Below are 25,962 nucleotides of genomic sequence, written 5' to 3' on the forward strand. Positions count from 1 at the left end.
GCCTAGCGAGCCGTCCGGCTCACGCAACGTCAACGCCCTCACAGCAGCAGACAGCCTCCATGTCCTCCGCCCCCCGCCTGCGCTCCGCCCTCCTCGCCGCCGCCTGCCTCCTCCTCGCGCCGAGCTTCGCCGCGGCCGCCGAGCCGGCAACCGAAATCTTCATCGTCGACAGCTCGGATGGCTACGGAATCGACGGCTGCGTCGCCGCCGGGCAGAGCTGCGGGCAGGCCATGGCCGATGCCTGGTGCCGGGTGCACGATTTCGAGCGCGCCACTGGATTCGGCAAGGTGAAGTCGGACGCCACCATCAGCGCGATCAGCACCGCCCCGGTGCGTACCGCCTGTTACGGCACCGGCTGCGCCGAGACGGTGGCGATCACCTGCGCCCGATGACGGCGTGACCGGGCGGCGAGGTCGATCCGGTCGGCCTCACTGGCCTGATCGTCCGCCTCACCGCACTGACTGGCCACGCCTGACGCGGCCTTTAGGCCGGCCCTGACGGGCCGGCTTTTTTATTTCACGAAGTCCGCGCATTTCGGCGCGTCATTGGTCGCGCCCCACGGCATGATCGGCACGGTGGAGGTCGAGTTCTTCGGGCTGCCGTCGATCAGCTTGTCGGAATAGACGAGATAAACCAGCACGTTACGCTTGACGTCGCAGCCGCGCACGATCTGCATCTTCTTGAAGATCAGCGAGCGGCTCTCGCGATAGACGACATCGCCCTGGTCGAACTTGGCCTTGAAGGCGATCGGCCCGATCTGCCGGCAGGCGATGGAAATATCGGAGACCTCCTCGGCAACCCCGATCATCCCCTTCACCCCGCCCCGCTCGGGAACGGTATAATGGCACGCCACCCCCTCCACCACGGGATCGTCAATGCCGTAGGTGGCGAGTTTATCGTCGGGCGTGAGGAACTTCCAAACCGTTGATTTCTTGAAGATAAGGTCCGGCTCCTGGGCCATGGCGGGGGCGCTGAGGCCGAGCCCGAGAACGACGGCGAGGATGAGGGCGGGCAGCGACTTCATGGATATTCGACTCCGGCATAATGTCACCGCTGATATGGGGTGCCCGGCGGCCCGGTAAAGCCGGGCGGCCGCAGGAAGTGCCGGTGCTTCAAAATTTCGACAAGCTCGCCGTGCTCATTGCCCTTGGCGACCGATTCCGGCACACAGCCGCGTACACGAGTGAAACGACCTAGCTGATGATGCTGCATTTCAACCGCCCGCTGGCCCGGCTGACCGCCGCCCTGATCGCCCCCCTCGCCGGGCTCACACTGCTTGCCGGCAGCGTGGTGGCGCAGGATATGCCGCCCGGCGCCGTGGGCGGTGGCGCCCCCGGCGACCGTTCGGTCTGCATCCGGCTGGAAGGCCAGCTCGCCGCGCTCGATCGCGGCGGCAGCGGCGGTGGCCAGCCGGATGTCGGCGCGGCAATTGCTCAACAGCAGCAGGACATTGCCGACCTCAGCGCGCAGGTCCGCCAGATCGGCTGCGACAAGCGCGGCTTCCTCATTTTCCAGCCGCAGCTGCCCCCGCAATGCGAGGCGCTGAACCGCCGGCTGACCCAGGCCCGCTCGCAGCTCGACCGTACCATGATGCAGGCGCGCGGCGCGCAGAGCGGCACCGACGAGCAGCGCCGCCAGCTCGTTTATGCGCTGGCCCAGAACAATTGCGGCGCGCAGTATCAGGCGGCGCTCGGCCAGCCCTCGGGCGGCTATGGCAACGCGCCGGCGCAGCGCCGGGCGCCGCGCAATTTCTTCGAGCAGCTTTTCGGCGTGCCGCGCAATCTCGATGAGGAAGCCGGCCCGCTCGACGTGCAGCCGCTGGAAATGCCGAAGGTGTCAACCTACCGCACGGTCTGTGTCCGCACCTGCGACGGCTTCTTTTTTCCGGTCTCCTACGCCGCCACCCCGGCCAAGTTCCAGTCTGATGAAGCGCAGTGCCAGCGCCAGTGTCCGGGCACCGAGGCCCGGCTGTTCGCCTATCGCAATCCGGGCGAGGACATCGAGCAAGCCGTTGGTACCAATGGCCAATCCTACATGTCGCTGCCCAACGCGCTGCTCTACAAGAAGCAGTATGTGGCGGCCTGTTCCTGCCGCCCGGCCGGCATGAGCTGGGCCCAGGCGCTGAGCCAGGAAGACGACCCGACGCTGCGCAAGGGTGACATCGTCGTCACCGAGGACGCTTCCCGCGAGATGGCGCAGCCCCGCCCGGCGACGCCTGCCCCGGCGAAGAAGCAATAATTACCTCCGTCACGACGAACAACGTCATCCCCCGGCTCGGCCGGGGGATCCACGACTGGGGTCGTGTACGTCAAAAAGTCGTGGATGGCCGGGTCAAGCCCGGCCATGACGTTGTGATGCGACTCAGAGCCAGTCTCAGGCCGTCTCGCCCCTGAGCCGCGCCTGCGCCCGCGCCCGGCCGATCAGCGGCAGCAGAGCCTTGAGTTCCGGCCCGCTTTCCGCCCCGGTCAGGGCCAGCCGCAGCGGGTGGAACAGTGATTTGCCGGTGCGCCCGCTCGCCGGCTTCACCGCCGCGATGAAGGCCGGATAGACGCCGCCATCCCATGGTTCGGGCGGCAGAAGGTCAGCCGCCTGCGCCAGAAAGTCCGCGTCCTCGGGCGCGATGGCGGGCGCCAGCGGCCCCTCGACCACGCGCCACCAGGTCGCGGTGTCGGCCAGCCGTCCGAGGTTGCCGCGCACCGCCAGCCAGAGCGCCTCGCCGCCGCCGATACCGATCGCGGCAAGGCGCTCAGCCACGCTGGCATAGGGCAGCACATGCAGCGTCTGCGCGGTCAGCGCGTCGAGATCGGCCGGGTCGAAGCGCGCCGGAGCGCGGGAAATCTTCGAAAAATCAATTCGTTGCGCCAGCGCGTCGAGATCCGGTACAGCCTCCACCGCCAACGAGGTTCCCGTCAGCACGGCGAGCGAGGCGATGGCCAGCGCCTCCTGCCCTTCCTCGCGCAGGGCCGTGAGGGAGAGATGGCCGAGGCGCTTCGACAGCCCCTCCCCGCTCGGCAGGGTCAGGAGATTATGGTGCCCGAACACCGGCACATTTCCGCCCAGCGCCTCGATGATCTCGATCTGCACGCCGGTATTGGTGACGTGATCCTCGCCGCGCACGACATGGGTGACGCCCATCTCGATATCGTCGACCACCGAGGTCAGCGTGTAGAGATAGCTGCCATCGGCCCGCACCAGCACGGGATCGGACAGCGTCGCGGTATCAACCGCCTGCTCGCCGCGCACCAGATCGGCCCAGACGACCTTGAGCCCGTCGAGCCGGAAGCGCCAATGCGGCCGCCGCCCCTCGCCTTCCAGCCGCGCGCGGTCGTCATCGCTGAGCTTCAGCGCCGCCCGGTCATAGGTCGGCGGCAGGCCGCGCCGGCGGCGCGAGAGGCGGCGGGTCTCCAGCTCCTCCTCGGTCTCATAGGCCGGATAGAGCCGCCCGACAGCCTTCAGCCGCTCCACCGCCGCGTCATAGCGGTCCAGCCGGCGCGACTGGTACTCAACACGGTCCGGGGTCAAGCCGAGCCATTCCATGTCGCGGGCGATGGCCTGCGCGAACTCCTCGGTCGAGCGCGCCGTGTCGGTGTCATCATACCGAAGAATGAATGTCCCGCCCTCGCGTCGCGCATAAAGCGCGTTGTACAGCGCGGTGCGGGCATTGCCGACATGCAGCAGGCCCGTCGGCGACGGGGCGAAACGGAGAACGGGAGGTGTCATGAAACCTACGCCATCTCGCGAAAGCGATTGGTGATCGGGTAGCGCCGGTCGCGGCCGAAATTACGCGTCGTCACCTTCACGCCGGGCGCCGCCTGCCGGCGCTTGTATTCGGCGATGTTGAGCATCCGCTCGACGCGGGCGACCAGCGCCGCCTCGAAGCCTTCCGCCACGATCTCGGCGACCGGCAATTCGCGCTCCACGAGGCGCTCCAGAATAGCGTCCAGCACCTCATAGGGCGGCAGGCTGTCCTGATCCTTCTGATTCTCGCGCAGTTCGGCGGTCGGCGGCTTGGTGATGATGTTCTCCGGCATCACCGGCCCGTCGGGCCCGAGCGCATGGGCCGGCTTCCAGCGGTTGCGCAACGCGCACAGACGAAAAACCTGCGTCTTGTAGAGGTCCTTGATCGGGTTATAGCCGCCATTCATGTCGCCATAGAGCGTCGCATAGCCGGTCGACATCTCCGACTTGTTGCCGGTCGTCACGACCATCGCGCCGAACTTGTTCGACAGTGACATCAGCAAGGTACCGCGCACGCGGGACTGGAGGTTCTCCTCGGTCACGTCGCGGGCGCGCCCCGTGAACATCGGCGCCAGCGTGCGCTCCAGCGCCTCGACACCTTCCGCGATCGGCATGATGTCGTAGCGCACGCCCAGTGCCTCCGCGACCGCCGCCGCGTCAGAGAGCGACTCGTTGGAGGTGTAATGATACGGCAGCATCACGCAGTGCACGCGCTCCGGCCCCAGCGCATCCACCGCCATAGCAGCGCAGATCGCCGAATCGATGCCGCCGGACAGGCCGAGCACCACACCGGGAAAACGGTTCTTCTCGACATAGTCGCGCAGGCCCAGCACGCAGGCGGCGTAATCGGCCTCGTCATCGGTGATCAGCGGCGCCCGCGCCCCCTCCTCGCAGCGCCAGCCATCGGCCCAGCGTTCCCAGCGGGTGATGCGGATACGCTCCTGAAAGTTCGGCATCTGGATGGCGAGCGAGCGGTCGGCGTTCAGCACGAAGGAGCCGCCGTCGAACACCAGCTCGTCCTGCCCGCCCATCTGGTTGACATAGGCCAGCGGCAAGCCGCTCTCGACCACGCGCGCGACCGCGACATTCATCCGCTCGTCATAGACGGTACGACGATACGGCGAGCCATTGGGAATGATCAGCAGTTCCGCACCGGTCTCGGCCAGACACTCGATCACATCCTGCTGCCAGATGTCCTCGCAGATCGGCACGCCGAGCCGCACGCCGCGAAACGCGATCGGGCCGGGCATGGGACCGGGGACGAAGACGCGCTTCTCGTCGAACGGGCCATAATTAGGCAGATCGACCTTGTAGCGGGTGGCGGCGACGCGGCCCTCCTCCAGCAGCAGCACGGCATTGTAGAGCTTGCCGCCATCGAGCCAGGGCGCGCCGATCAGCACGGCCGGGCCACCATCGGCGGTCTCGGCGGCGAGCGCCTCCACCGCCTCGCGGCAGGCGCGCTGGAAGGCGGGCTTCAGCACCAGATCCTCCGGCGGATAGCCGGAGACGAACAATTCACTGAAGACGATGAGCTCGGCCCCCTGCGCCGCCGCCTGCCCCCGCGCCTCGCGCGCCTTGGCAAGGTTGCCGACGATATCGCCGACAATCGGGTTGAGCTGCGCGAGCGCGATGAGAAGCTGATCGGCGGGTTCTGACGACATGACGCTGATTTAGCCTTCCACTGGCGCACGGGCAATCGGCCGGGCGCACATCAATCCCAGTCCGTGCCCGGTACGCGGGTGACGGCCGTACTGAAGCCGGCATGGCGCACCGCCATGGGCAGAAGCCGCTCCAGTCCGTGCATCAGCGTGCCGTCATCGGGAATCGGCTCGGCCGGATAATCATTCCAGGAAAGATCGAGATCGAGCACCGGCCGCAGCGCCGCCGGCCGCGCCGCGAACATGTTGCCGACCGGGAAATCGACAAAGCCGTCCATCGGCTCGGTGAGGCCCATGGCCACCCGCAGCTCGCCGACGATGCGCCCGTTACGCGCCCAGCCGATGAGATGGGGATCGTCCGGGTAGACGAGGCCCAGCGCGGGGTCCTGCGCGAAGCGGGCGAGCAGCGTGTCGAGCATGGGATGGGCGCTGCCGATCAGGTTCTCCAGCAGGAAGTCGCGCCACGCTCCGCCAATATCGCGACGCGCGGCCAGACTCTTCTTGCCGTGGACATGCACGATCACGTCATAGCCGCCGTTCAGCAGAGGCTCCCGCAGGCCGGTAAAGAACGGGCCGATGTCCCGCCCCTTCTGCGGCCCCACGACAACCGCGACAGGTGCGGGGTATTTTATTACCTCCGCGCGCAAGGCGTCAGCCTTGGCCTGCGTGTCGGTGGTGAGAAAAAGATCGGGCCGCGTCGCGTTGCGCGACAGCCGCTCCAGCATCTCGGGCAGCAGGTCCACATAGTGGAAATGCCCATGCAGCGCGACCTTGAGCGTAGAGGGCACAGGCCTTGCGGAGGGCAGGATGACCGGCTGCGCCCAGGGTCCGCGCGGCATGCCGGTCTCGATCCAATGCGCGAGCGGGTGACGGCGCCCGTTGATGCACGCATCCGCATGATGCTCGGCATAGATCAGCGGATGGAAGCCGGCATAGGGCCGGCGCAGCTTTTCCCGGCTGATCGGCTCGCCGCGACGGCGGCGGCGGCGCCAGTCCTGCACCATTTCCGTGACATCGTCCGCCGTCACGGCCGTCTCGTCGGGAATGAAGCGGCGGCGCTCGGCCGAGAGAATCAGCTCGCTCTCGCGCCGCAGCCGCTCAGCCGCATGGGTTCCCGCCGAATCGACCAGAGAGGCCTCGTCGCTGGCGCTGGCGATCACCACGGCCACACCGGCAAGATCCAGAGCCTCCGCGATCATCGGCCCCTGCCGGCCCATCACCACCGCATAGCCGATCTGCTCGCGCGCCGCGCGGCGGGCGAGCGCCGCCAGCAGCACGTCACGCGGAAGGCGAGCGGCCAGGGAGGCGAGCGAGCCGGCGGGAGCCGGAGCCGTGCCCTCCAGCACCAGAGCCCCGGCGCGCCGATGCCCGGAGAGGCCGGCGAGCAGGTGCCGCGCCGGCTCGCTCCAATGATCGACGATGAGCATCGCTTCGCACGGTCCGCCCTCGGGCGCCGGCCAGTCAATGGCGTCGACGATGGAGGCCAAGCCCGCGTCCGCCCCCGCCATCCAGAGCGCGAAGGCACGACGGGGCACGCCGGGCTTCTTGAAGACGAGGGGCCCAAGACCGCCGCGCGGGCGGCGATAGCGGTCGAACAGCAGGGCGGCGATAAGGGCGCGCGGCGCGCCATCGGCGCGGAACAGCAGAGAACTGAAGGCGTGGCCCAGGGTCTTTGCCCGCGCATTCGCCCAGCTCTGCAGCGGGTGTGGAAGCTTGGGCTCGAAGAAGCGCGTCATCTGCGAGTGGCCACCGCTGCCGGATGGAGTGCCGGGGATGCTTCGAAACGCTTCCAGACCTCCGGCGGCGCCGGTGGCACGACCCGGCGCGCGAGCGCCGGGTCGTCAGAACTCACTCGGCCGCTTCGGTCACCGGGCGAACCCGGCCGGCACGTTCCTGCTTCAGCAGTTCGGCGACGAGGAAGGCCATCTCGATGGCCTGTTCGGCATTGAGGCGCGGGTCGCAATAGGTGTGGTAGCGGTCCTTGAGGTCCGCATCCGAAATCGCGCGGGCGCCGCCCGTGCATTCGGTGACGTTCTTGCCGGTCATTTCCAGATGCACGCCGCCGGCATAGGTGCCCTCGGCCGCATGGACGGCAAAGAAGTCCTTCACCTCCCGGAGGATCTGGTCGAACGGGCGCGTCTTGTAGCCCGAGCCGGCCTTGATCGTGTTGCCATGCATCGGGTCGCAAGACCACACGACGGTGCGGCCCTCGCGCTCCACGGCGCGCACCAGCGCGGGCAGGTGGTCGCCAACCTTGTCGGCGCCGAAGCGGGCGATCAGGGTGAGGCGGCCGGCCTCGTTCTGCGGGTTCAGCATGTCGATGAGGCGCAGCATGTCGTCCGGCTTCAGCGAGGGGCCGCACTTCAGGCCGAGCGGGTTCTTCACGCCGCGGCAATATTCCAGATGCGCATGGTCCGCCTGGCGGGTGCGATCGCCGATCCAGATCATGTGGCCGGAGGTCGCGTACCAGTCGCCGGTGGTGGAATCCACGCGGGTCAGCGCCTGCTCATAGCCGAGCAGCAACGCCTCATGGCTGGTGAAGAAATCGGTCGAACGCATGTCCGGGTTGGTTTCCGGGTCGATGCCGATGGCGCGCATGAAGTCGAGCGCCTCGGTGATCCGGTCGGCCAGCGCCTGATAGCGGCCCGATTGCGGCGAGTCCTTGATGAAGCCCAGCATCCACTGATGGGCATTGGCAAGGTTGGCATAGCCGCCATTGGCGAAGGCGCGCAGCAGATTGAGCGTCGCCGCCGACTGGCGGTACGCCTCAAGCTGGCGGCGCGGATCGGGGATGCGCCCTTCCGGCGTGAACTCGATATCGTTGACGATGTCGCCGCGATAGGACGGCAGCTCCACGCCGCCGACCGTTTCCATCGGCGTCGAGCGCGGCTTGGCGAACTGGCCGGCGATACGGCCAACCTTCACCACCGGCGAGGCGCCGGCATAGGTCAGCACCACCGCCATCTGCAGGAAGACGCGGAAGAAATCGCGGATGTTGTCGGCGGAGTGCTCAGCGAAGCTCTCGGCGCAATCGCCGCCCTGCAGCAGGAATGCCTCTCCCTTGGCCACCTTGGCGAGTTCACGCTTCAGGCGGCGGGCCTCACCGGCAAAAACCAGCGGCGGAAACGTGGCAAGCTGACGCTCCACGGCAGCCAGAGCTCCCGCGTCCGGATAATCCGGGACCTGCTGAATGGGCTTGGCCCTCCAGCTTTCCGGCGTCCAGCGATCAGACATGTCAGCCTCCTCGACATAGCGTCCGCGAGGGTCGCGCTGCGCGATACCCATGCGGGAAAGGCGCGCCTTATACACCCAAGGACGCGGCTTGCACCAGAGCGCCGGTGCCGGGTCCGCTTTGCACCTTTGCCGGAAAGTTCGGATCAGATCGCCGGCGTCGCCTCGGTCGAGACTTCCGGGATCTGGTCGCTGGAGGGATGCTTGGCGCGCAGCGTTACCAGTTCCTCGGCGCTGGACGGATGCAGCGCCATGGTGCGGTCGAAATCAGCCTTGGTCGCGCCCATGTTCATCGCGATGGCAATGAGCTGCACCATCTCGCCCGAGTCCGGCCCGACCAGATGGGCGCCGAGCAGACGGTCGTCCTTCTGGTCGACCACCAGCTTCATGAACACGCGCGAGGCGCGGCCCGACAGCGTCGCCTTCAGCGGGCGGAAATCGGTCTTGTAGATGTCCAGCCGGCGCCCCTGCGCGCGGGCCTGCGCCTCCGTCAGCCCGACCGTGCCGATCTCCGGCTCGGTGAACACGGCGGTCGGGATCACATCGTAATTCACGCTCCAGGGCTTGCCGCCGAACACCGTGTCGGCGAAGGCGTGGCCCTCGCGAATGGCCACGGGCGTCAGGTTCACCCGGTCGGTCACATCGCCCACCGCATAGATGGACGGCACGCTGGAGCGGGAGTGCTGGTCCACCACGATCGCCCCCCGGGTATCGAGCTGGACGCCCACACTATCGAGGCCAAGGCCGGTCGTGTTCGGCACCCGGCCAATGGCGAGCATCACCTCGTCGGCGAACAGGTCGCGCCCGTCATTCAGCCGGACCCGCTTCGCCCCACCCTCGGCATAGATGCCCTCGATCGTCGCGCCGAAAACGAAGGTGACGCCGTTCTGCGCCAGTTCGTCGGCTAGGCGCTGGCGGATCTCCTCGTCGAACCCGGCGAGCAGCTTGTCGCCGCGATGCACCACCGTGACCTCGGAGCCGAGATTGGCCAGCACGCTGGCGAATTCCAGCGCGATATAGCCGGCGCCCTGAATCACGATCCGCCCGGGCTGCGTCTCGATATGGAAAATCTCGTTCGAGGTGATGCCGAGCTCCCGGCCGGGAATGTCGAGCCCGAGATTGGGATGCCCGCCGGTGGCGATGAGGATGAGGCGGGCACTGATGCCCGTGCCATCGGCGAGCCGCACCTGATGCGGCCCCTCCACCACGGCGCGCTGGGGAACGATCTCGACGCCGGCCCGGTCGAGATTGGCGCGGTAGGCGCCCTCCAGCCGGGCGATTTCCTTGTCCTTGTTGGCGATCAGCGTCGCCCAGTCGAAGCGCGCGCCCTCGACCGTCCAGCCGAAGCCGGCGGCGTCCTCGAAGTCATGGGCGTAATGGGCGGCATAGACGAACAGCTTCTTGGGCACGCAGCCGCGGATCACGCAGGTGCCGCCGACCCGGTATTCCTCGGCGATCTTCACCCGCGCGCCATAGCCGGCGGCGATGCGCGCCGCGCGCACACCGCCCGAGCCTCCACCGATGACGAACAGGTCGACGTCGAATTCGGTCGTGTCGGGCTGGTTCATGTCGCGGTCCCCGCTACCATTGAGAGCGTCCCCGGCATGTCGCCCCGCGCGGGCCGCGCGTCAAGGCACTGCATGGCTGATCGGCGAAAACCTTAGCCTTCCGTGGAACTCGACAGTGCGCCCCTACCGATCTAGCTTCCGAACGCGCGTACCAAGCGGCGGCCACGTCAGAACGCGCCGCCCCATTCCTTGGAGGAAACGATGAAGCATATTTTCCGCGGAGCCCTGCTGGCTGCCGCCCTCGCCGCGCCGCTGGGTGCCGCGTCCGCTCAGGTCACCGATCTCAAGATCATGGCGCCCGCGGCCCCCGGCGGCGGCTGGGACCAGACCGCCCGCTCGATGCAGCATGTGCTGCAGAGCGACAAGATCGTCGGCAACGTCCAGGTGCTGAACGTTCCCGGCGCCGGCGGCACGATCGGCCTCGCCCAGTTCGTCAACGGGTCCAAGGGTGATCCGAACGCGCTGATCGTCGGCGGCTATGTGATGGTGGGCGCCATCATCACCAACAAGTCGCCGGTGAACCTGTCCATGGTGACGCCGATCGCGCGCCTCACCGGCGAATTCGAGGCTATCGCCGTTCCCGCCAACTCGCCGCTCAAGTCGATGGCGGACCTTGTCGCCGCGCTGAAGGCCGACCCGCAGAAGGTCTCCTGGGCGGGCGGCTCGGCCGGCGGCACGGACCACATCACGGCGGGCCTGATCGCCAAGGCGATCGGCGTCGACCCGACCAAGATCAACTACATCGCCTTCTCGGGCGGCGGCGAATCGCTCGCCTCCATCCTCGGCGGCAAGGTCACGGTCGGCATTTCCAGCCTCTCCGAGTACGACGCGCAGGCGAAAGCCGGCAAGCTGCGCATTCTCGGCGTGTCGAGCCCCACGCGTCTGCCCGACGCCAAGGACATCCCGACCTTCAAGGAGTCCGGCGTCGACGTCGAGATCCAGAACTGGCGCATGGTCGCCGCCGCGCCGGGCATCACCCCGGAGCAGAAGAAGACCCTCGCCGAGGCCGTCGACAAGATGGTGAAGTCGAAGGCCTGGACCGACATGCTGGCGCAGAAGGGCTGGGCCAACACCTATCTGGCCGGCGACGCCTTCGATGCGCAGCTCGCCAAGGACATCACGTCCACCCAGGCGATCCTGAAGGATATCGGCCTCGCCCAGTGAGGCCTGTCCATCTCTGATGCCTAACGCTCCCCCGGGCCGCAGGGCTTTCGGGGGAGCGTCGTTCTACATGCGGAGAGAAGCCCGATGAGCGACACGCCCATCTCATCCACAAAGGGGCCCGACAAGGCTCGTTTCGTCATAGCCTTCGGGCTCGCCATTCTCGCTTTCGTCGTCGGCTGGGATGCCTGGCGGCTCTCCAGCGTGAATTCCTTCTCGGCGGTCGGCCCCGCCGCCTTCCCCACCATCATCGCCGCCGGCCTCGCGCTGCTTTCCATCGCCACCGCCATCGAGGCGATCGGCGAGGGTGCGCAGGAGCGTCCGCGCGACGAGATCGGGCCGATGGCCTGGGTGCTCGCCGGCCTCATCGGGCAGATCGTGCTGCTGCCCTTCCTCGGCTTTTCCATCGCCACCGGCTGGCTTTTCGCCGCCACCGCGAAGGGCTTCGGCAGGGGGCCGCTGTGGGCCCATTTCCTCGCCGGCGCGGTGTTGTGCTTCGTCATCTACGTGATCTTCGCCAAGGGCCTGCAGCTCGCGCTGCCCGCCGGCCCGCTCGAACGGCTGATCTGAGGAACGGCTCGCATGGATACGTTTGCCGCTCTGGCGCAGGGCCTCTCCGTCGCCCTTCAGCCGATGAACCTGCTGTTCGCCTTTGTCGGCGTCATGCTCGGCACCGCCGTCGGCGTGCTGCCGGGCATCGGGCCGGCGCTCACCGTGGCGCTGCTGCTGCCGATCACCTTCAAGCTCGATCCGGCCGGCTCGCTCATCATGTTCGCCGGCATCTATTATGGCGGCATGTATGGCGGCTCGACCGCCTCCATCCTGCTGAACACGCCCGGCGAAAGCTCCTCCATCGTCACGGCGCTGGAAGGCAACAAGATGGCCCGCGCCGGGCGCGGCGGCCCCGCGCTCGCCACCGCCGCCATCGGCTCGTTCGTGGCCGGCACCATTGCCACGGTGGGCCTCGCGCTGATCGCGCCGACCGTGGTGGACATCGCCATCTCCTTCGGCCCGGAAGACTATTTCGCGCTGATGGTGCTGGCCTTCACCACCGTGTCGGCGGCCTTCGGCTCCTCGGTGACGCGCGGTCTCACCAGCCTGTTCATCGGCCTCTCGCTCGGCCTGATCGGCATCGACCTGCAGAGCGGGCAGGCGCGCCTGTCCTTCGGCATCCCCGACCTGCTCGACGGCGTCGAGGTGACGACGCTGGCCGTCGCCCTGTTCGCCATTGGCGAGACGCTATCGGTGGTGGCCGCCGGTGCCCGCGCCGAAGAGGTGATCGAGCCGGTCAAGGGCTCGGTGTTCATGAACAAGGAGGACTGGAAGCGGTCGTGGAAGCCGTGGCTGCGCGGCACCTTCCTCGGCTTCCCGATCGGCGCCATGCCGGCGGGCGGCGCGGAAATCCCGACCTTCCTGTCCTATGCGCTGGAAAAGCGCCTGTGCCGCAAGCCCGACGAGTTCGGCAACGGCGCCATTGAGGGCGTCGCCGGCCCCGAGGCGGCCAACAACGCGGCGGCGGCCGGCGTGCTGGTGCCGCTGCTGACGCTGGGCCTGCCGACCTCGGCGACCGCCGCGATCATGCTCGCCGGCTTCCAGCAATATGGCCTCAATCCCGGCCCGCTGCTGTTCGCCAGCGCGCCCGATCTCGTCTGGGGCCTGATCGCCTCGCTGTTCATCGCCAATGTGATGCTGCTGGTGCTCAACCTGCCGCTGGTCGGGCTGTGGGTGCGCCTGCTCGCCATACCGCGCCCCTGGCTCTATGGCGGCATCCTGGTGTTCGCCACGCTCGGCACGCTCGGCGCCAACCCGTCGCTGGTCGAACTTGGCATGCTGCTGATCTTCGGCCTGCTCGGCTATGTGCTGCGCCGCTACGACTACCCGATAGCCCCGGTCGTGGTCGGCCTGATCCTCGGCCCGCTGTCCGAGCAGCAGCTCCGCCGCGCGCTGGCCATCAGCGTCGGCGATCCGCTGGTGCTGTTCCAGTCGCCCATCGCCGTCACGCTCTACGCGCTGGCCGCGCTCGCCCTGCTCGGCCCGCTGCTGTTCTATCTCCTCACCGGCCGCAAGGCCCCGGTGGGCGGCGACGAGGACTGATCGTCCTCGTTCCTGCCACCCGAAAAGCAAAATGCCCGGCGCGAGCCGGGCATTTTCGTATCCGAGGGTCGCCGTGGAAGGCGGGTCAGATGGTGAAGCCGCGCTTCTTCATCTCGTCGCGCACGCGGGTCTCCATCTCCTTGGAGAATTTCGCGCTCCAGGACTGGATGCCGCGCAGCCCGTCATCGAGAAGCTGCTGGCGGCGCTCCACCAGCTTCTTGCCCACCGCCGAGCGGTAGAAGGTCAGCAGCTCGGACAGCTCGGCCTCGGAGAATTGCTGCGCATAGGTGCGGGCGAGAATCTGCACGATCTCCGAGCGGCGCTTCTCATATTCCGGCACCAGCTGCTTGGCGACATCGCGCAGGTCGCGGATCAGATCCGGGTTGGCCTGCACGAAGCTGCCGGCCGCCTGCTCGATGATGCCGGGAATCAGCGCGTCGAAGCTGGACGCCTCGCCATTGGCGATCAGCAGCTCGTTGGCGAGCTTGATCTGGGCGGCGGAGGGCTCGGCGGCCTTGGCCGGCGTCGTGCCGGCCGTGGTCCCCGCCTGCCCCATGGTGAAGGGGGCGGGCTGCTGGGCGAGCGCCGGCGCCGACGCCAGAACCAGCGCCGCCAGCCCGGCGCCGATCAGGCGCTTCCCGTCACGTCCCGCAAAAGCCACCCGCATGATTGTCTCCCTGAAGAACTGCCTCACGCGCGGTCGAGGACCGTCACGCCGTTGGCGCCCGCGAGAATGACGCGGCTCGCCAGATTGATGAAAAGCCCGTGTTCCACGACACCCGGCACCTGCGACAGGTTGAGCGCCAGAGCCGCCGGATCGGGAATGACGCCATAGGCCGCGTCGAGAATGACGTGTCCCTGATCCGTGACGAAAACATGACCGTCCGGCCGGCGACGGAGGGTCAGAAGCCCGTGGCAGCCGGCGGCCTTGGCCGCCCGGTCGATCGCCCGGCGGGTCGCCGCGACGCCGAAATCCACCACCTCGATCGGCAGCGGAAAGGCACCGAGTTGCGCCACCATCTTCGAGCCATCGGCAATGACGATCATCTGCTGCGCAGCGGAGGCGACGATCTTCTCGCGCAGCAGCGCGCCGCCGCCGCCCTTGACCAGGGTCAGATCCGGCCCGACCTCGTCGGCCCCGTCGATGCACAGGTCGAGCACCGGATGCTCCTCCAGCGTCGCGACCGGCACGCCGAGGCTCTCCGCCTGCGCGCGCGTCACCTCGGAGGTCGGCACGCCCACCACTTCAAGCCCCTGCTGCACGCGCTCGGCCAGTAGTTCGACGAAGTGCTTGGCGGTCGAGCCGGTACCGAGGCCGAGCTTCATGCCGGAGCGCACATATTCCAGCGCACGGGCGGCAGCCTGGCGTTTAAGGGCTTCAGCGTCGGTCATGGCGATGGTCATTCCAGATCGTGGCGGAAGGTCGGGCCGACGGCTTTTTGAAAACCGTCGATTTTAACCGCGTGGGTAGCGCCGAAATGGCGCTGCGGCAAGCCTTCGCAAGGTCGCGGATGGACGGTTGTGGTGCACAGGGCCGCCGCCGCGAGGCGATCAGCGCGCCGCGCCGGTGCAGACCACCGCCGGCTCCACCCCGCCGCCCTCCTTCGGCATGTCGCGCACATAGCACACGCTCATCTCGCCGCTCTGGACGTTGACCCGGAAGATGCCGGTCTCGCCGGAATAGCGCGTGGTCACCATGTCATAGGTTCCCGCCGCACCCGGCCCAGCGCTGGCATCGCGCGGGAAGCACTTGGTGACGCCGATCACGCTGCCCTCGGGCCGCTCGAACTGGCAGGCGCTGACCTCGCCGGTCCGCACATTGACCGAATAGATGCGGTTGGCCTGCGCCGAGGGCGGGGAGCCGAACACGAAAGGCCCGCTCGCCGGGGCCGGCGCGGGCGGGGCGGGGGTCGCGGGCGGCGTCGAGGAAGACCCCGCCGACGGCGTGCCCGGCCCGCCCTCGCTTTGTCCGGCCGGGGTCTGCGCCTGCGCCATCCCGGCCGCGCCGAGGACAAGTCCGGCGCCTAGCATCGCCGCGAGGGAGAGGATCGGCAGCGTCGGTCGGAAGGTCGTCATCATCCAGAAGCACTCCAGCAAGCCTTGAGCGTGTCGCGTGGTCCCCCGGCCGGCATGCGCCCGATGGACGCGGCACGCTGGACAGCAAAAGCGGCAGGATTGTAGGCATTGCGTGCAGGCTCGTCTCGCGGCGGCGGGCATCCTCGGCCATTTATGCCCAACGGAGCGACCATGCCCTCCGCTCTACTGGGCGCGGGCAGACAGGACAGCGAATGCCCACCTGCCTGCTCAGCGTGCTGTCATGCGAGGAAAACACTCAAGCGTTGAGAGGTTTCTCCAAAATGGCCAACCCGAACAGGTAGGACACGGAGACACCGGAGGCCTTCGAGAAAGCCTCGACGCCGACCTTGGCCTTCCAGTCCGAACTCGGCGGACAGTCATCGACCAGTACGACGCCCCCAGGAGAGACAAGCGGCCAAATGCGCTCAAGGCCCAGCCGTACCGGCTCGCTGAGGTCGACATCCAACAAGCATACCGAGATCGGCTTCCCTCCGAGATCGGCGCTGTTCATTTTTGTACAATCCTTCTGAACCAGCTTAATATCGTTGCAATTATGCTGATTTATAATCTTTCTGACCAATCCAATTCCATTGGCAGAAAACATGTTGCTCAACACATTGGGAGTTCCAAGGGCGCGATCAGCCTCAAATTGCTCCGGGATGAATCCCCCGAATGTATCGATACATATATAATCCTTATTGATACCCAATCGGCGCATCATGTTGTGCGCAACAATGCTTGTCCCCGCGAGATTGCAGCCAATCTCCAAAACAACTCCTGGAATATCTTTTTTCTCAATAATATTTCGAAGATAATATTGAAGTCTTTCGGGCTGGAGTCCAACAGGAGGATAACGATACAGCAACGGCACTAGGGCATGACGAGCGGCAATTTTTAGAATTTTCATGCGCGGCCCCTATAAAGCTTAAAATTGCGACCTTATGGCCACTCGACACAGCGCGTTCTCGGCATTTCATAGCAAGATAATTCAGCCACAAACACAAGTGGTAAAACTACCCAACGTCACAAAGCCGCGGCACCCGGAGAACTGCAAATGCCCCAAACCGGCCCCGCCGTCATCGCTTTCGATCTCGACGGCACCCTTGTCGACACCGCCCCGGACCTTCTCGACACGCTCGATGTCGTGCTCAAGCAGGCCGGCGCGCCGCCGCTGCCGCGTGAGGAAACCCGCAAGATGATCGGCGCGGGCGCGCGCGCGCTGGTCAATCGCGGCCTCACCGCCGCCGGCATGAGCGTCGATGAAGAACGATTCGACCGGCTCTACGACCTGTTCCTCGACCACTACGCCGCGCATATCGCCGATTCGTCGCGCCCCTTCCCGGGCCTCCTTGAGGCGCTGGACACGCTCGCCGCGCAAGGCCACACGCTCGCCGTCTGCACCAACAAGCTGGAATATCTCTCCCGCCTGCTGCTCGATCGGCTGAACCTCACCGACCGTTTCGCGGTGATCGCCGGCGCCGATACTTTCCCGGTCTACAAGCCCGATGCCGGCCATCTGCTCGGCACCATCGAACGGGCCGGCGGTACGGCCAGCCGCGCCATCATGGTCGGCGACAGCCTGACCGATGTGCTCACCGCGAAGAACGCGCGCGTGCCCTGCATCGTCGTGCCCTTCGGCTATACCGAGACGCCGGCGGCGGAGCTGGGGGGCGACGTGCTGATCGAGCATTACGATCTGCTGCCCGCTACCGTGTCCCGCCTTCTTGGCAGTGGGTGAGCGCGCAACGACGCTTGACACCCACGACCCCGGCACACTAAATCCCCCCGCCGCACGAGACGGACGGCCCGGCGCTAATGCGGCGGGCCAGACGGGCGATTAGCTCAGCGGGAGAGCACTCCCTTCACACGGGAGGGGTCGCAGGTTCAATCCCTGCATCGCCCACCATTTTCTTCTTCAGTTTTATGAGCAGCTTGGTGGCCCGCTGCGGCAAGGCAGTCTGCAACACAGATAGCTGTGACCCTGGCCTTGCGCATGCGCGGGCGTCATTCGAAGGACGCCCGCGGCGTCCTCTCCGCGGTGCGCCGAAAGCCAATCGACGGCCGTGAGACCGAAAGCATCGTCCATAGCTCCCTGAGGCGATCAAGAGCCGGCTAGAAGTCGCGCGTGACGTTCCAGCGTCGCGGCGAAGGTGCTGTCCGCCAGAGATTGACTCTCCACGTCCGGCATTACCTTCCCGGCGACATGGGACCAGAGGCGAAGATCCAGACGGCTCCACAAGTTGAGCGCGTCCATAGCCTGATCCGAGAGGTGCTCATCAAGCCGGCCGCGGCGCTCGTCCGGCACCGGCAGCGTTTCGTTCCGACGTTCGACCACTACGGGGCGGCGCAACCACGTCTCCAACCGAGAGACGAGATGCGGATTCTCGATCAGGTCGACATGGGCCAGGCTCTCAAGCACGCTGAAGGCGGCGTCAAGGAGCGCCTCATCATTGGCCGGGTCGATCGGACCATTCTCGGGGATAACCGGATGCGGCCACAGGAGGGCACGCAGCGAGAAATTATCCAGGACCGGCACAAGGCATGGCGTGGTCAGAAAATCGCCGAGTGATCCGCGCGCTTGCCGTACATAATCGGCCCAGCCGCCCCAGCCTGCTACATCGGCGTCCTCATAGGCCCGCCAGAACAGCCAGTGCGACATCAGGCGCGCCTTTGGCTCGCGAAAAAAGGTAATGTTCTGCCCGAGCGGGTATCGCAGACGGGTGGTGGAAACCGCCATATGGCCGGCAACGAAACGCAGACCTGCCGGGAGTTCGTCGGGGGTGTCGATGCTCTGAGCGCGCGCGGCCGGCGAAAAGCTCTCGAAGTCACGAAAGGAGCCGAAGCACCACCGATCATACCAACAGAGATCGCTGCCCTCGCCCAGATCGCCCTGTTCCGCCAAGGCGACCCTGAGAGCGTCGGCCAGCGAAGTTCCCGCCGATTTGGGAATATGGTTGAACACGAGCGGCAAGGCCGAAGCATAATATGCGCTCATGCAGATTGTCGGAGCCTCTGACGGTTGCGTCTCCTGAAACTATACCTTCGCACCGCTGTCCAGCCAGCAAAAACAAATCGCCCGGACGAGCCGCCGTGAAGCGGGCCATCCGGGCGAGTTGGTCGTCAGGCTGTGAGAGCGGCCGAGCGGCCGATCCCGTGTCCGATCAGAACCGGTAATTGATGCCGGCGCGCACCGTGCTGAACGAGACGTCGACATTGCGGCCGAGATATTCCTCGCTGCCGAGATCGGACCACAGATACTCGACCTTGGCGCTCCAGTTCGGCGTGAAGGCGTATTCCGCGCCGGCACCGACCGTGTAGCCGACATGGGTGTTGCTCTCGGAAGCCGCGCCCGTCAGGTAGTTGAAATCCACCTCGTTCTTGCCATAGGCGAGACCGCCGGTGATGTAGGGCAGGAACATGTCGAAGGCGTAGCCGAGGCGCGCACGCACCGTGCCGAAGTAATCCATGCTGGTGTTGATCGACCCGCCGCCGACGAAATCATAGCCGGTGCTCAGATCGGAATATTGCAGGTCGGCCTCGACGCCGAACACCACCCGGTCCCACTGCCAATTATAGCCGATCTGGCCGCCGACGATGCCGCCATCCTGGCCGCCGAGATCGAAGCCATTGTCGAAGTCGGAACTGCCCCAGCCATAGCCAGCATTGGCACCGAGATAGAAGCCCTGCCAGGTGAAGACCGGCACTTCGGCGACATAGGCGACCGGCGCCTTGACCGGAAGATCGGCAGCCAGCGCCGACCCGCCCATGAGAACCACTGCAACCGCAGAGAGTGTGATGTTACGCATGGGAGACCCCTCAGAATGAATGTACTGGAGAAAGCGTAACATCGCGCAACCGACACAACTAGTGCATGAAAAGCACAGCATGCTCATTAGATTACAACGGCATTACACAGTTTTCGAATTTATTAGCATCAAAATACCGCAAATAGGTACTTTAATACTATGAATGTACTTACTTTCACACGAGCCGCGAGAACGAAGGCGTAAGGTTTCGTTAACCTGCCCGGCCACCCCTGGGTAAGAAACCCGTCAACTGTCAGGCATCACCCCGCCCATAGGTTGCATCCCCGTGGAACAGCGATTTCGCCTCATGGTATTAAGCTACGGATTGCCCCAACCCCCAAAGTAGACGCACAGTCGCGGATCAACGACCGACACCCTGCGGAGGTTCCATGCGCGGATTTATCGACGACATCGCCCGGGAAATAGGCAGCATCCCGCTGGGATGGGCTGGTTCGACTATGCAAATGAATTATCTCAATTTTGGTGATGCTCTCAGTCCCATCATGGTCACGCTGGCAAGCGGGCTGCCGGTGCATCGCGTGCCGACCAAGTCCACCTCGCCCCGCATGGCAGCGGTCGGCACCATCGGCCATGGCTTTGCCGGCGGAGATGTGTGGTTCTGGGGGACCGGCTGCTCCAACTGGCTCAATCCCGGCAAGGGCGAGGACCGCAAGCCCTTCGTGCCCACGCCCGATTCCCGCTTCCATGTGAACGCCACGCGCGGCCCGGTGTCCGAGCGGCTGCTGAACGGCGGCGCGGGCGGGACGGGTGTCTATGGCGATCCGGTCTGGCTACTGCCGCGCTTTCATGCGGCGCCGATCGCCAAGAAATGGAAGCTCGGCTGCATCCTCCACCTCTCCGAACTGGCGGATCGCGATTACGAGGCGCACCCTCATGCGAGCGACCAGCGTTATGTCGTGCCATCGGACTTCGCCGACAGCGTGCATCTCATCACCACGGTGACGCCGGTCTCGGCGGATGGCGTGCGCGACAAGATCGACGAGATCCGCGCCTGCGAGCGCATCGTCTCCACCAGCCTGCACGGCATGGTCATCGCCGAAAGCTATGGCATTCCCTGCCTGTACTTCTCACCGCAGGGCGATCAGCCCGGCCCGATCGACCTCCGGCTCGACCCGGAGGGGCATGTCGACCTGCGCATCGTCGACCTCTATCGCGGCATGGGGCGCGAGACGCTGCGCGCCTTCGGCCAGCCGCGGGGCAAGACGACCGACTGGGAGGGCCTAATGGCCGCCATCGACGCGAGCTGGCGGCCGATCGACCTGAAGGACGGCGACGCGCTGCTCGACGCGCTGCCGGTCGAGCCGGCGCCGCTCAGCGCACCGGAGGGCGGCTCGATCTGGGATCATCCGGTGATCCGCGGCCTTGTTCTGCAGCATGACGTCACCCAGCTGCGCCGGGACGACAAGGCGAGCGGGCTGGCCATGGCCAAAGCCGGCCTGCCGGGTGTGGCCGCCGCGCCATAGCAAACGACAAAGCGGACGATCCGGGAGACCGCCGGGGACCTCACGGCAGTCTTCAGCAATACTTCAAAATTCAAAGCATCGACGACGGGGCGCCGATGCGGCAAAAATCAGGCGTAGCCGCCGCGTCCCGTGCGGGCGGGGGCGTAGCAGTGAACGAGGGTAGGATGCGAGTGACGAACTGGGCAGCCGCGGCATTGATCGCCGCGCTGGGTTGGGTGGGTGCCGCGCCGGCCTCCGCGCAGACCATGGCCTTCAGCAATGTGTTCCCGAAGCCGTTCGATTTCGGCATCGGCCCGAAGAGTGGGTATGGCGGCTCGCCGATCCGCCGCACCACGGTACGCTATGAGGGGCCCTATTCGCCCGGCACCGTCGTCATCAACACCGCCGAGCGCCGGCTCTATCTGGTGCAGCCCAATGGCATGGCGCTGAAATACGGCATCGGCGTCGGCCGCGACGGCTTCCGCTGGTCGGGCGTGAAGACCATCACCCGCAAGGCCGAGTGGCCGGGCTGGACCCCGCCGCCGCAGATGCTGAAGCGCCGGCCGGACCTGCCGCGCTACATGCCGGGCGGCGTCGACAACCCGCTCGGCGCGCGCGCTATGTATCTGGGCTCCACGCTCTACCGCATCCACGGTTCGAACGAGCCGGAGACGATCGGCCAGGCGGTGTCCTCGGGCTGCTTCCGCATGACCAATGACGACGTCACCGACCTGTATGAGCGCGTCGGCGTCGGCACCAAGGTCATCGTGCTGAACTGAAGACTGGGGGGCGGCGCGCGCGTCGCGTGGCGGCCCCTCCGTTTCCGTCATCCCCGGGGCAAGCCCGGGGATGACGATCCGTGTCGTCCCAGAGCGGCAGCCATCTGCGTGCTTCGAGGCCCAGCGTTGCCGGGCGCCTCAGCATGACGGATGAGGAGAGCGATACGGTCAATGGGCCTGTCGCGAGCTCGTCATCCTGAGGTGCCGGCCAAAGGCCAGCCTCGAAGGACGCAGGCCGCCCCGCCCCGAAGCGCCCCGCCGCCTGCGTGCGCCCCTCAGTGCCGGCGCACCGTGCCGGGCAGGTCGCGCGAGAGGTTCTTGGCGGCGAGTTCCTGCAGATAGCGGGGCCAGCGCGTCTCATGCTCGCGGCCAAGCTGATGGAACGTGTCCCAGGTGTAGATGCCGGTCGAGTGACCGTCGTCGAAGATCAGCCGCACCGCGTAATTGCCGACCGGGATCACCTCCTGCAGGCGCACCTCGCGCTTGCCCGAGACGAGCTGGCGGTCGGCCGGCGAATGGCCCTGCACCTCGGCCGAGGGGCTCTCGACCCGCAGATATTCCGCGCTCAGCGTGAAATTCGCGCCATCCTCGAAGGCGATGGTCAGCGCGCTCTTGTCCTTGTGGACCTTGATCTCCGTCGGCCAGGCGTCGGTCATGGCGTTTCCTCTTGCTTGTCCCTGCGCGTGCGTCCCCCACATAGAGGCGGCGAGCCTGCTCGCCAAGGCGTCGTCTGCGTGCGCGCCGGGAAGACCTCACTCGCATGTGAGCGTCAAGTGGCGCTGGCAATCGCCCGATAGGGGTCAGCGCCTTGGCACTGCCCTCAGGACCGATTAGAAATGATTGAAATTGACGCCACTTAAGCCCGTCAGGGCGGCGTCCGGGAGCGAAGCGTGATCGGTACGGAAGCCCTCATCGACCAGTTCCAGCGGGAAGCGCCGCGCGCCCCGCTGGTCGACACGTTCGGGCGGGCCGTGACCTATCTGCGCGTCTCGGTCACCGACCGCTGCGATTTCCGCTGTGTGTACTGCATGGCGGAACACATGACGTTCCTGCCCAAGCCCGAATTGCTGACGCTGGAAGAACTCGACCGGCTGTGCTCGGCCTTCGTCGCGCGCGGCGTGAAGAAGCTGCGCCTCACCGGCGGCGAACCGCTGGTGCGCCGGGATGTGATGACCCTGTTCCGCTCCATCTCGCGCCACCTCGATTCGGGCGCGCTGGAGGAGCTGACGCTCACCACCAACGGCTCGCAGCTCGCCCGTTTCGCCGGTGATCTCGCCGCCTGCGGCGTCAAGCGCATCAATGTCTCGCTCGACACGCTGGACCCCGCCCGCTTCCGTGCGCTGACCCGCTGGGGCGACCTCTCCAAGGTGCTCGCCGGCATCGACGCGGCGCAGAACGCCGGCATCCATGTGAAGCTCAACGCCGTGGCGCTGGCCGGCGAGAACGAGGACGAGATTCCCGCGCTGGTCGAGTGGGCCCATGGCCGGAACATGGACGTCTCGCTGATCGAGGTCATGCCGCTGGGCGAGACTGGCGCCGAGCGCATCGACCAGTATCTGCCGCTCTCCACCGTGCGCGCCCGCCTCGCCCAACGCTGGACGCTGGAGGACATTCCGTTCCGCACCGGTGGTCCCGCGCGCTACGTGTCGATCAAGGAGACCGGCGGGCGGCTCGGCTTCATCACCCCGCTGACGCATAATTTCTGCGAGGGCTGCAACCGCGTGCGCGTCACCTGCACCGGCACGCTCTATATGTGCCTCGGCCAGGACGACGCAGCGGATCTGCGCACGCCGCTGCGCGCCTCCGAGAGCGACGAGACGCTGCATGCGGCGCTCGACGACGCGATTTTCCGCAAGCCCAAGGGGCACGATTTCGTGATCGACCGCCCCGGCCAGGCCCCGGCCCTGCGCCGCCACATGAGCGTCACCGGCGGCTGAGCCGCCCGCCCTTCCCGCCCGCTGCATGGGTGCTGCCCGCCACGCATTATTGCTGCGTTGCAACAGGATGTGCATAGCTCTCGCTTATCCGTACGGCTACGTACGTCTTCCCTGATTCACATCGACGAGATCGACCATGCAGCTCCCGCTGTTGGCCTTGGCCATGGCTTCCTTCGGTATCGGCACCACCGAATTCGTCATCATGGGCCTCCTGCCCGAAGTGGCGGCCGATCTCGGCGTGAGCATCCCGGCGGCGGGGCTGCTGGTCACGGGCTATGCGCTGGGCGTGGTCGTGGGGGCGCCCATCGTCGCCGTCATCACCAATTCCCTGCCGCGCAAGGCGACCCTGATGGGTCTGGCCAGCATGTTCGTGCTCGGCAATTTCCTCTGCGCCATCGCCCCGGACTACTGGTTCCTGATGGCGGCGCGCGTCGTCACCGCCTTCTGCCATGGCGCCTTCTTCGGCATCGGCGCCGTCGTGGCGGCGAACCTCGTCCCGGCTAACCAGCGCGCCAGCGCCATCGCGCTGATGTTCGCGGGGCTGACGCTGGCCAATGTGCTGGGCGTCCCGCTCGGCACCGCGCTCGGCCAGGCCTGGGGCTGGCGTTCGACTTTCTGGGCCGTGGTGGCGATCGGCATTCTCGCGGTCAGCGCCATCGCGCTCTGGGTGCCCCGCGACATTCCCCATTCCGCCGGCAACATCCTCAGGGAATTCGCCGTTCTCAAGCGCCCGCAGGTCATCCTGACCATGCTGATGAGCGTGCTCGCCTCGGCCAGCCTGTTCACCGTGTTCACCTATATCGCCCCGCTGCTGCGCGATGTGACCGGGCTCGATGCCCATACCGTCACTTATGTACTGCTGCTGTTCGGGGTCGGCATCACCATCGGCAACATCCTGGGCGGGCGCCTCGCCGACTGGCGGCTGATGCCCTCGCTGATGGCGAGCTTCATCGGCCTCGCCATCGTCATGGTCGCCATGGTGTTCACCAGTGCCTTCGTGGTGGCCGCCATCGCCACCGTCTTTGTGTGGGGCATCCTCGTCTTCGCCGTGGTGCCGCCAATCCAGACCCGCGTGGTGGACGCCGCGGTCGGCGCGCCGAACCTCGCCTCGACGCTCAATCAGGGCGCCTTCAACCTCGGCAATGCCGCCGGCGCGTGGATTGGCGGCGCGGCCATCACGGTCGGCATCGGCTATGCGGAACTGCCCTGGGTCGGGGCGGGACTCGCCGTGGGCGCGCTCGGCCTGTGCATGGTCTCGCAGGCGCTGGAGCGTCGCGACGGCGGGCTGGTGGCGCTCGGCGACGACGCGGGCGAGACGCCATGCGAGGAATGCTGAGCTGACCCGCAAGTAACGCGGGGCCCAGGACAGGTTTGCGTAAGGTCTCGTCTTTATTCCGACGTGATCGGCGGGCTTTTATGCCTCCTCACCTCTTTCGGTTTTCGCGTCCCCATGCACTCCTCGACACTCCTGCGCCGCGGCATCCTCCTGATGATCGCGGGCTCCTGCGTCTTCGCGGCGAATGACGCCTTCTCCAAGCTCGCGCTGGCCCAGATTCCGCCCTCGCAGATCCTCGCGGTGCGCGGCGTGATCGCGATCAGCGTTCTGCTCGCGGTGCTCGGCTGGAAGGGCGAAGCGCCGATGCTGCGCTACGCGCTGGACTGGCGCGTGCTGCTGCGCGGCGCGACCGAGGCCGTGGTCGCCGTGCTGTTCATCACCGCCATCGTCTCCATGTCGATCGGCGACGCCACCGCGATCGTGCAGATCGCCCCGCTCGCCACCATGGCGGCGGCCGTGATGTTCTTCGGCTCGCGGATCAACTGGAAAGAGTGGGTCGCTGTCGGCATCGGCTTTGTCGGCGTCACGCTGATCATCAAGCCGGGCACCTCGGCTTTCGACTCCATGGCGCTGCTGCCGCTGGCGGCGGCCCTGCTGATGGCCTTCCGCGATTTCGTCACCGGGCGCATCGGCACACATGTGCCGACGCTGGTCGTCACCTTCACCACCGCCGGCATCGGCATGCTGATCGGCTTCGCCGGCAGCGCGGTGGAGGAATGGCACGCGCTCGATCTGACCACGCTGGGCTATCTGCTGGCCGGCAGCGTCTCGCTGATCGGCGGCCATATGCTCACCATCGCCGCCTTCCGCGGCAACGACCCGGCGGTCATCGCCCCGTTCCGCTATGTCTCGGTGCTCTGCGCGGTCGGCCTCTCCGCCGGCCTGTTCAACGCCCTGCCCGATCTGGTCTCGATCGGCGGCATGGCGCTGATCATGGCGGCGGGTCTTTATTCGATGAGCCAGCACCGCCCGGCGCCGCGGGTGAAGGTCGACCTCGTGCCCAAGCCTGTGGCGCTCGACACGCTCCCGGACGAGCCGCGCAAAGCGGCCTGACGCCTGAAGACGGCCTGACATCCGAAGGCCGCCTCACAGCCTCGGCAACGCAAAAGGGCCGC

24 protein-coding genes and 1 tRNA gene are annotated in these 25,962 nt (G+C 66.6%); 12 read left to right on the plus strand and 13 right to left on the minus strand.

Features of this window, described 5'->3' with window-relative positions; all coding sequences use genetic code 11:
• The first annotated feature begins 59 nt into the window (after positions 1-59).
• Positions 60-392, plus strand: a complete 333-nt coding sequence (locus KIP89_RS13445; protein ID WP_213755929.1) for a hypothetical protein — start codon at positions 60-62, stop codon at positions 390-392.
• 119 nt (positions 393-511) lie between these two features.
• Here KIP89_RS13445 and KIP89_RS13450 read toward each other — a convergent pair whose 3' ends face one another.
• Entirely contained in the window at positions 512-1,024 is a 513-nt protein-coding gene (locus KIP89_RS13450) for a CreA family protein (protein WP_213755930.1), read from the minus strand.
• A gap of 176 nt (positions 1,025-1,200) precedes the next feature.
• Between KIP89_RS13450 and KIP89_RS13455 the strand changes: the two genes are divergently transcribed.
• Positions 1,201-2,238, plus strand: a complete 1,038-nt coding sequence (locus tag KIP89_RS13455) for a DUF2865 domain-containing protein (protein ID WP_250152456.1) — start codon at positions 1,201-1,203, stop codon at positions 2,236-2,238.
• A gap of 135 nt (positions 2,239-2,373) precedes the next feature.
• Here KIP89_RS13455 and KIP89_RS13460 read toward each other — a convergent pair whose 3' ends face one another.
• The 5 genes from KIP89_RS13460 to gor form a co-directional block, all read right to left on the minus strand.
• The gene (locus KIP89_RS13460) at positions 2,374-3,720 is read right to left on the minus strand and encodes a glutamate--tRNA ligase (protein ID WP_213755931.1); all 1,347 of its coding nucleotides are present in this window, start codon (positions 3,718-3,720) and stop codon (positions 2,374-2,376) included.
• 5 nt (positions 3,721-3,725) lie between these two features.
• Positions 3,726-5,399 (minus strand): NAD+ synthase, encoded by a 1,674-nt coding sequence (locus KIP89_RS13465; protein ID WP_213755932.1) that lies wholly within the window; start codon positions 5,397-5,399, stop codon positions 3,726-3,728.
• A 50-nt stretch (positions 5,400-5,449) separates the two neighbouring features.
• Positions 5,450-7,132 carry a rhamnan synthesis F family protein gene (locus tag KIP89_RS13470; RefSeq protein WP_213755933.1) on the minus strand — a complete coding sequence of 561 codons (1,683 nt, stop codon included), beginning with the start codon at positions 7,130-7,132 and terminating at the stop codon, positions 5,450-5,452.
• Positions 7,133-7,244: 112 nt separating this feature from the next.
• Positions 7,245-8,630 carry a class II 3-deoxy-7-phosphoheptulonate synthase gene (locus tag KIP89_RS13475; protein WP_213755934.1) on the minus strand — a complete coding sequence of 462 codons (1,386 nt, stop codon included), beginning with the start codon at positions 8,628-8,630 and terminating at the stop codon, positions 7,245-7,247.
• Between the two features lie 143 nt (positions 8,631-8,773).
• Positions 8,774-10,195, minus strand: a complete 1,422-nt coding sequence (gene gor, locus KIP89_RS13480) for a glutathione-disulfide reductase (protein ID WP_213755935.1) — start codon at positions 10,193-10,195, stop codon at positions 8,774-8,776.
• 201 nt (positions 10,196-10,396) lie between these two features.
• Between gor and KIP89_RS13485 the strand changes: the two genes are divergently transcribed.
• The 3 genes from KIP89_RS13485 (at position 10,397) to KIP89_RS13495 (ending at position 13,450) form a co-directional block, all read left to right on the plus strand.
• On the plus strand, positions 10,397-11,359 hold the full coding sequence (locus tag KIP89_RS13485; RefSeq protein ID WP_213755936.1) for a Bug family tripartite tricarboxylate transporter substrate binding protein: 963 nt from the start codon (positions 10,397-10,399) through the stop codon (positions 11,357-11,359).
• 84 nt (positions 11,360-11,443) lie between these two features.
• Positions 11,444-11,926 carry a tripartite tricarboxylate transporter TctB family protein gene (locus KIP89_RS13490; protein ID WP_213755937.1) on the plus strand — a complete coding sequence of 161 codons (483 nt, stop codon included), beginning with the start codon at positions 11,444-11,446 and terminating at the stop codon, positions 11,924-11,926.
• A gap of 12 nt (positions 11,927-11,938) precedes the next feature.
• On the plus strand, positions 11,939-13,450 hold the full coding sequence (locus KIP89_RS13495) for a tripartite tricarboxylate transporter permease (protein ID WP_213755938.1): 1,512 nt from the start codon (positions 11,939-11,941) through the stop codon (positions 13,448-13,450).
• Positions 13,451-13,535: 85 nt separating this feature from the next.
• Here KIP89_RS13495 and KIP89_RS13500 read toward each other — a convergent pair whose 3' ends face one another.
• The 4 genes from KIP89_RS13500 to KIP89_RS13515 form a co-directional block, all read right to left on the minus strand.
• On the minus strand, positions 13,536-14,117 hold the full coding sequence (locus KIP89_RS13500) for a DUF2059 domain-containing protein (RefSeq protein ID WP_213755939.1): 582 nt from the start codon (positions 14,115-14,117) through the stop codon (positions 13,536-13,538).
• A gap of 23 nt (positions 14,118-14,140) precedes the next feature.
• A complete protein-coding gene (gene rpiA, locus KIP89_RS13505) occupies positions 14,141-14,842 on the minus strand; it encodes a ribose-5-phosphate isomerase RpiA (protein ID WP_213755940.1) in 702 nt (233 codons plus the stop codon).
• Positions 14,843-15,001: 159 nt separating this feature from the next.
• Entirely contained in the window at positions 15,002-15,529 is a 528-nt protein-coding gene (locus tag KIP89_RS13510) for a hypothetical protein (RefSeq protein WP_250152457.1), read from the minus strand.
• A gap of 253 nt (positions 15,530-15,782) precedes the next feature.
• Positions 15,783-16,433, minus strand: coding sequence for a TylF/MycF/NovP-related O-methyltransferase (locus tag KIP89_RS13515; RefSeq protein ID WP_213755941.1), 651 nt, complete (start codon positions 16,431-16,433; stop codon positions 15,783-15,785).
• 147 nt (positions 16,434-16,580) lie between these two features.
• Here KIP89_RS13515 and KIP89_RS13520 point away from each other — a divergent pair, with 147 nt between their 5' ends.
• Both KIP89_RS13520 and KIP89_RS13525 read left to right on the plus strand, forming a co-directional pair.
• Positions 16,581-17,264, plus strand: a complete 684-nt coding sequence (locus KIP89_RS13520) for an HAD-IA family hydrolase (RefSeq protein WP_213755942.1) — start codon at positions 16,581-16,583, stop codon at positions 17,262-17,264.
• Positions 17,265-17,357: 93 nt separating this feature from the next.
• A tRNA-Val gene (locus KIP89_RS13525) sits at positions 17,358-17,432 on the plus strand.
• A 195-nt stretch (positions 17,433-17,627) separates the two neighbouring features.
• On the opposite strand, the gene KIP89_RS13530 is transcribed toward KIP89_RS13525, so the two are convergent.
• Positions 17,628-18,521 (minus strand): sulfotransferase family 2 domain-containing protein, encoded by an 894-nt coding sequence (locus tag KIP89_RS13530; protein WP_213755943.1) that lies wholly within the window; start codon positions 18,519-18,521, stop codon positions 17,628-17,630.
• Positions 18,522-18,687: 166 nt separating this feature from the next.
• Positions 18,688-19,332: an outer membrane protein gene (locus tag KIP89_RS13535; RefSeq protein WP_213755944.1), complete on the minus strand. Its 645-nt coding sequence runs from the start codon at positions 19,330-19,332 to the stop codon at positions 18,688-18,690.
• 503 nt (positions 19,333-19,835) lie between these two features.
• On the opposite strand from KIP89_RS13535, the gene KIP89_RS13540 reads away from it, so the two are divergent.
• Both KIP89_RS13540 and KIP89_RS13545 read left to right on the plus strand, forming a co-directional pair.
• Positions 19,836-20,816 (plus strand): polysaccharide pyruvyl transferase family protein, encoded by a 981-nt coding sequence (locus KIP89_RS13540; RefSeq protein WP_250152458.1) that lies wholly within the window; start codon positions 19,836-19,838, stop codon positions 20,814-20,816.
• A 164-nt stretch (positions 20,817-20,980) separates the two neighbouring features.
• A complete protein-coding gene (locus tag KIP89_RS13545; RefSeq protein WP_213755946.1) occupies positions 20,981-21,574 on the plus strand; it encodes a L,D-transpeptidase in 594 nt (197 codons plus the stop codon).
• 275 nt (positions 21,575-21,849) lie between these two features.
• Here KIP89_RS13545 and KIP89_RS13550 read toward each other — a convergent pair whose 3' ends face one another.
• Positions 21,850-22,230 carry a gamma-butyrobetaine hydroxylase family protein gene (locus KIP89_RS13550; RefSeq protein ID WP_213755947.1) on the minus strand — a complete coding sequence of 127 codons (381 nt, stop codon included), beginning with the start codon at positions 22,228-22,230 and terminating at the stop codon, positions 21,850-21,852.
• 234 nt (positions 22,231-22,464) lie between these two features.
• Between KIP89_RS13550 and moaA the strand changes: the two genes are divergently transcribed.
• The 3 genes from moaA (at position 22,465) to KIP89_RS13565 (ending at position 25,900) form a co-directional block, all read left to right on the plus strand.
• Positions 22,465-23,511, plus strand: coding sequence for a GTP 3',8-cyclase MoaA (gene moaA / locus KIP89_RS13555; RefSeq protein WP_213755948.1), 1,047 nt, complete (start codon positions 22,465-22,467; stop codon positions 23,509-23,511).
• A gap of 136 nt (positions 23,512-23,647) precedes the next feature.
• Positions 23,648-24,847 (plus strand): MFS transporter, encoded by a 1,200-nt coding sequence (locus tag KIP89_RS13560; protein WP_213755949.1) that lies wholly within the window; start codon positions 23,648-23,650, stop codon positions 24,845-24,847.
• 114 nt (positions 24,848-24,961) lie between these two features.
• Positions 24,962-25,900: a DMT family transporter gene (locus KIP89_RS13565; protein ID WP_213755950.1), complete on the plus strand. Its 939-nt coding sequence runs from the start codon at positions 24,962-24,964 to the stop codon at positions 25,898-25,900.
• Positions 25,901-25,962 lie beyond the last annotated feature (62 nt).

The organism is Ancylobacter radicis, from assembly GCF_018449475.1.
GTDB lineage: Bacteria > Pseudomonadota > Alphaproteobacteria > Rhizobiales > Xanthobacteraceae > Ancylobacter > Ancylobacter radicis.

What these genes read in the sequence shown, in the direction of transcription:
- KIP89_RS13445 (WP_213755929.1), top strand. Translation starts at nt 60, where the DNA reads ATGTCCTCCGCCCCCCGCCTGCGCTCCGCCCTCCTCGCCGCCGCCTGC.
- KIP89_RS13450 (WP_213755930.1), bottom strand. Translation starts at nt 1,024, where the DNA reads ATGAAGTCGCTGCCCGCCCTCATCCTCGCCGTCGTTCTCGGGCTCGGC.
- KIP89_RS13455 (WP_250152456.1), top strand. Translation starts at nt 1,201, where the DNA reads ATGATGCTGCATTTCAACCGCCCGCTGGCCCGGCTGACCGCCGCCCTG.
- KIP89_RS13460 (WP_213755931.1), bottom strand. Translation starts at nt 3,720, where the DNA reads ATGACACCTCCCGTTCTCCGTTTCGCCCCGTCGCCGACGGGCCTGCTG.
- KIP89_RS13465 (WP_213755932.1), bottom strand. Translation starts at nt 5,399, where the DNA reads ATGTCGTCAGAACCCGCCGATCAGCTTCTCATCGCGCTCGCGCAGCTC.
- KIP89_RS13470 (WP_213755933.1), bottom strand. Translation starts at nt 7,132, where the DNA reads ATGACGCGCTTCTTCGAGCCCAAGCTTCCACACCCGCTGCAGAGCTGG.
- KIP89_RS13475 (WP_213755934.1), bottom strand. Translation starts at nt 8,630, where the DNA reads ATGTCTGATCGCTGGACGCCGGAAAGCTGGAGGGCCAAGCCCATTCAG.
- gor (WP_213755935.1), bottom strand. Translation starts at nt 10,195, where the DNA reads ATGAACCAGCCCGACACGACCGAATTCGACGTCGACCTGTTCGTCATC.
- KIP89_RS13485 (WP_213755936.1), top strand. Translation starts at nt 10,397, where the DNA reads ATGAAGCATATTTTCCGCGGAGCCCTGCTGGCTGCCGCCCTCGCCGCG.
- KIP89_RS13490 (WP_213755937.1), top strand. Translation starts at nt 11,444, where the DNA reads ATGAGCGACACGCCCATCTCATCCACAAAGGGGCCCGACAAGGCTCGT.
- KIP89_RS13495 (WP_213755938.1), top strand. Translation starts at nt 11,939, where the DNA reads ATGGATACGTTTGCCGCTCTGGCGCAGGGCCTCTCCGTCGCCCTTCAG.
- KIP89_RS13500 (WP_213755939.1), bottom strand. Translation starts at nt 14,117, where the DNA reads ATGCGGGTGGCTTTTGCGGGACGTGACGGGAAGCGCCTGATCGGCGCC.
- rpiA (WP_213755940.1), bottom strand. Translation starts at nt 14,842, where the DNA reads ATGACCGACGCTGAAGCCCTTAAACGCCAGGCTGCCGCCCGTGCGCTG.
- KIP89_RS13510 (WP_250152457.1), bottom strand. Translation starts at nt 15,529, where the DNA reads ATGATGACGACCTTCCGACCGACGCTGCCGATCCTCTCCCTCGCGGCG.
- KIP89_RS13515 (WP_213755941.1), bottom strand. Translation starts at nt 16,433, where the DNA reads ATGAAAATTCTAAAAATTGCCGCTCGTCATGCCCTAGTGCCGTTGCTG.
- KIP89_RS13520 (WP_213755942.1), top strand. Translation starts at nt 16,581, where the DNA reads ATGCCCCAAACCGGCCCCGCCGTCATCGCTTTCGATCTCGACGGCACC.
- KIP89_RS13530 (WP_213755943.1), bottom strand. Translation starts at nt 18,521, where the DNA reads ATGAGCGCATATTATGCTTCGGCCTTGCCGCTCGTGTTCAACCATATT.
- KIP89_RS13535 (WP_213755944.1), bottom strand. Translation starts at nt 19,332, where the DNA reads ATGCGTAACATCACACTCTCTGCGGTTGCAGTGGTTCTCATGGGCGGG.
- KIP89_RS13540 (WP_250152458.1), top strand. Translation starts at nt 19,836, where the DNA reads ATGGTCACGCTGGCAAGCGGGCTGCCGGTGCATCGCGTGCCGACCAAG.
- KIP89_RS13545 (WP_213755946.1), top strand. Translation starts at nt 20,981, where the DNA reads ATGCGAGTGACGAACTGGGCAGCCGCGGCATTGATCGCCGCGCTGGGT.
- KIP89_RS13550 (WP_213755947.1), bottom strand. Translation starts at nt 22,230, where the DNA reads ATGACCGACGCCTGGCCGACGGAGATCAAGGTCCACAAGGACAAGAGC.
- KIP89_RS13560 (WP_213755949.1), top strand. Translation starts at nt 23,648, where the DNA reads ATGCAGCTCCCGCTGTTGGCCTTGGCCATGGCTTCCTTCGGTATCGGC.
- KIP89_RS13565 (WP_213755950.1), top strand. Translation starts at nt 24,962, where the DNA reads ATGCACTCCTCGACACTCCTGCGCCGCGGCATCCTCCTGATGATCGCG.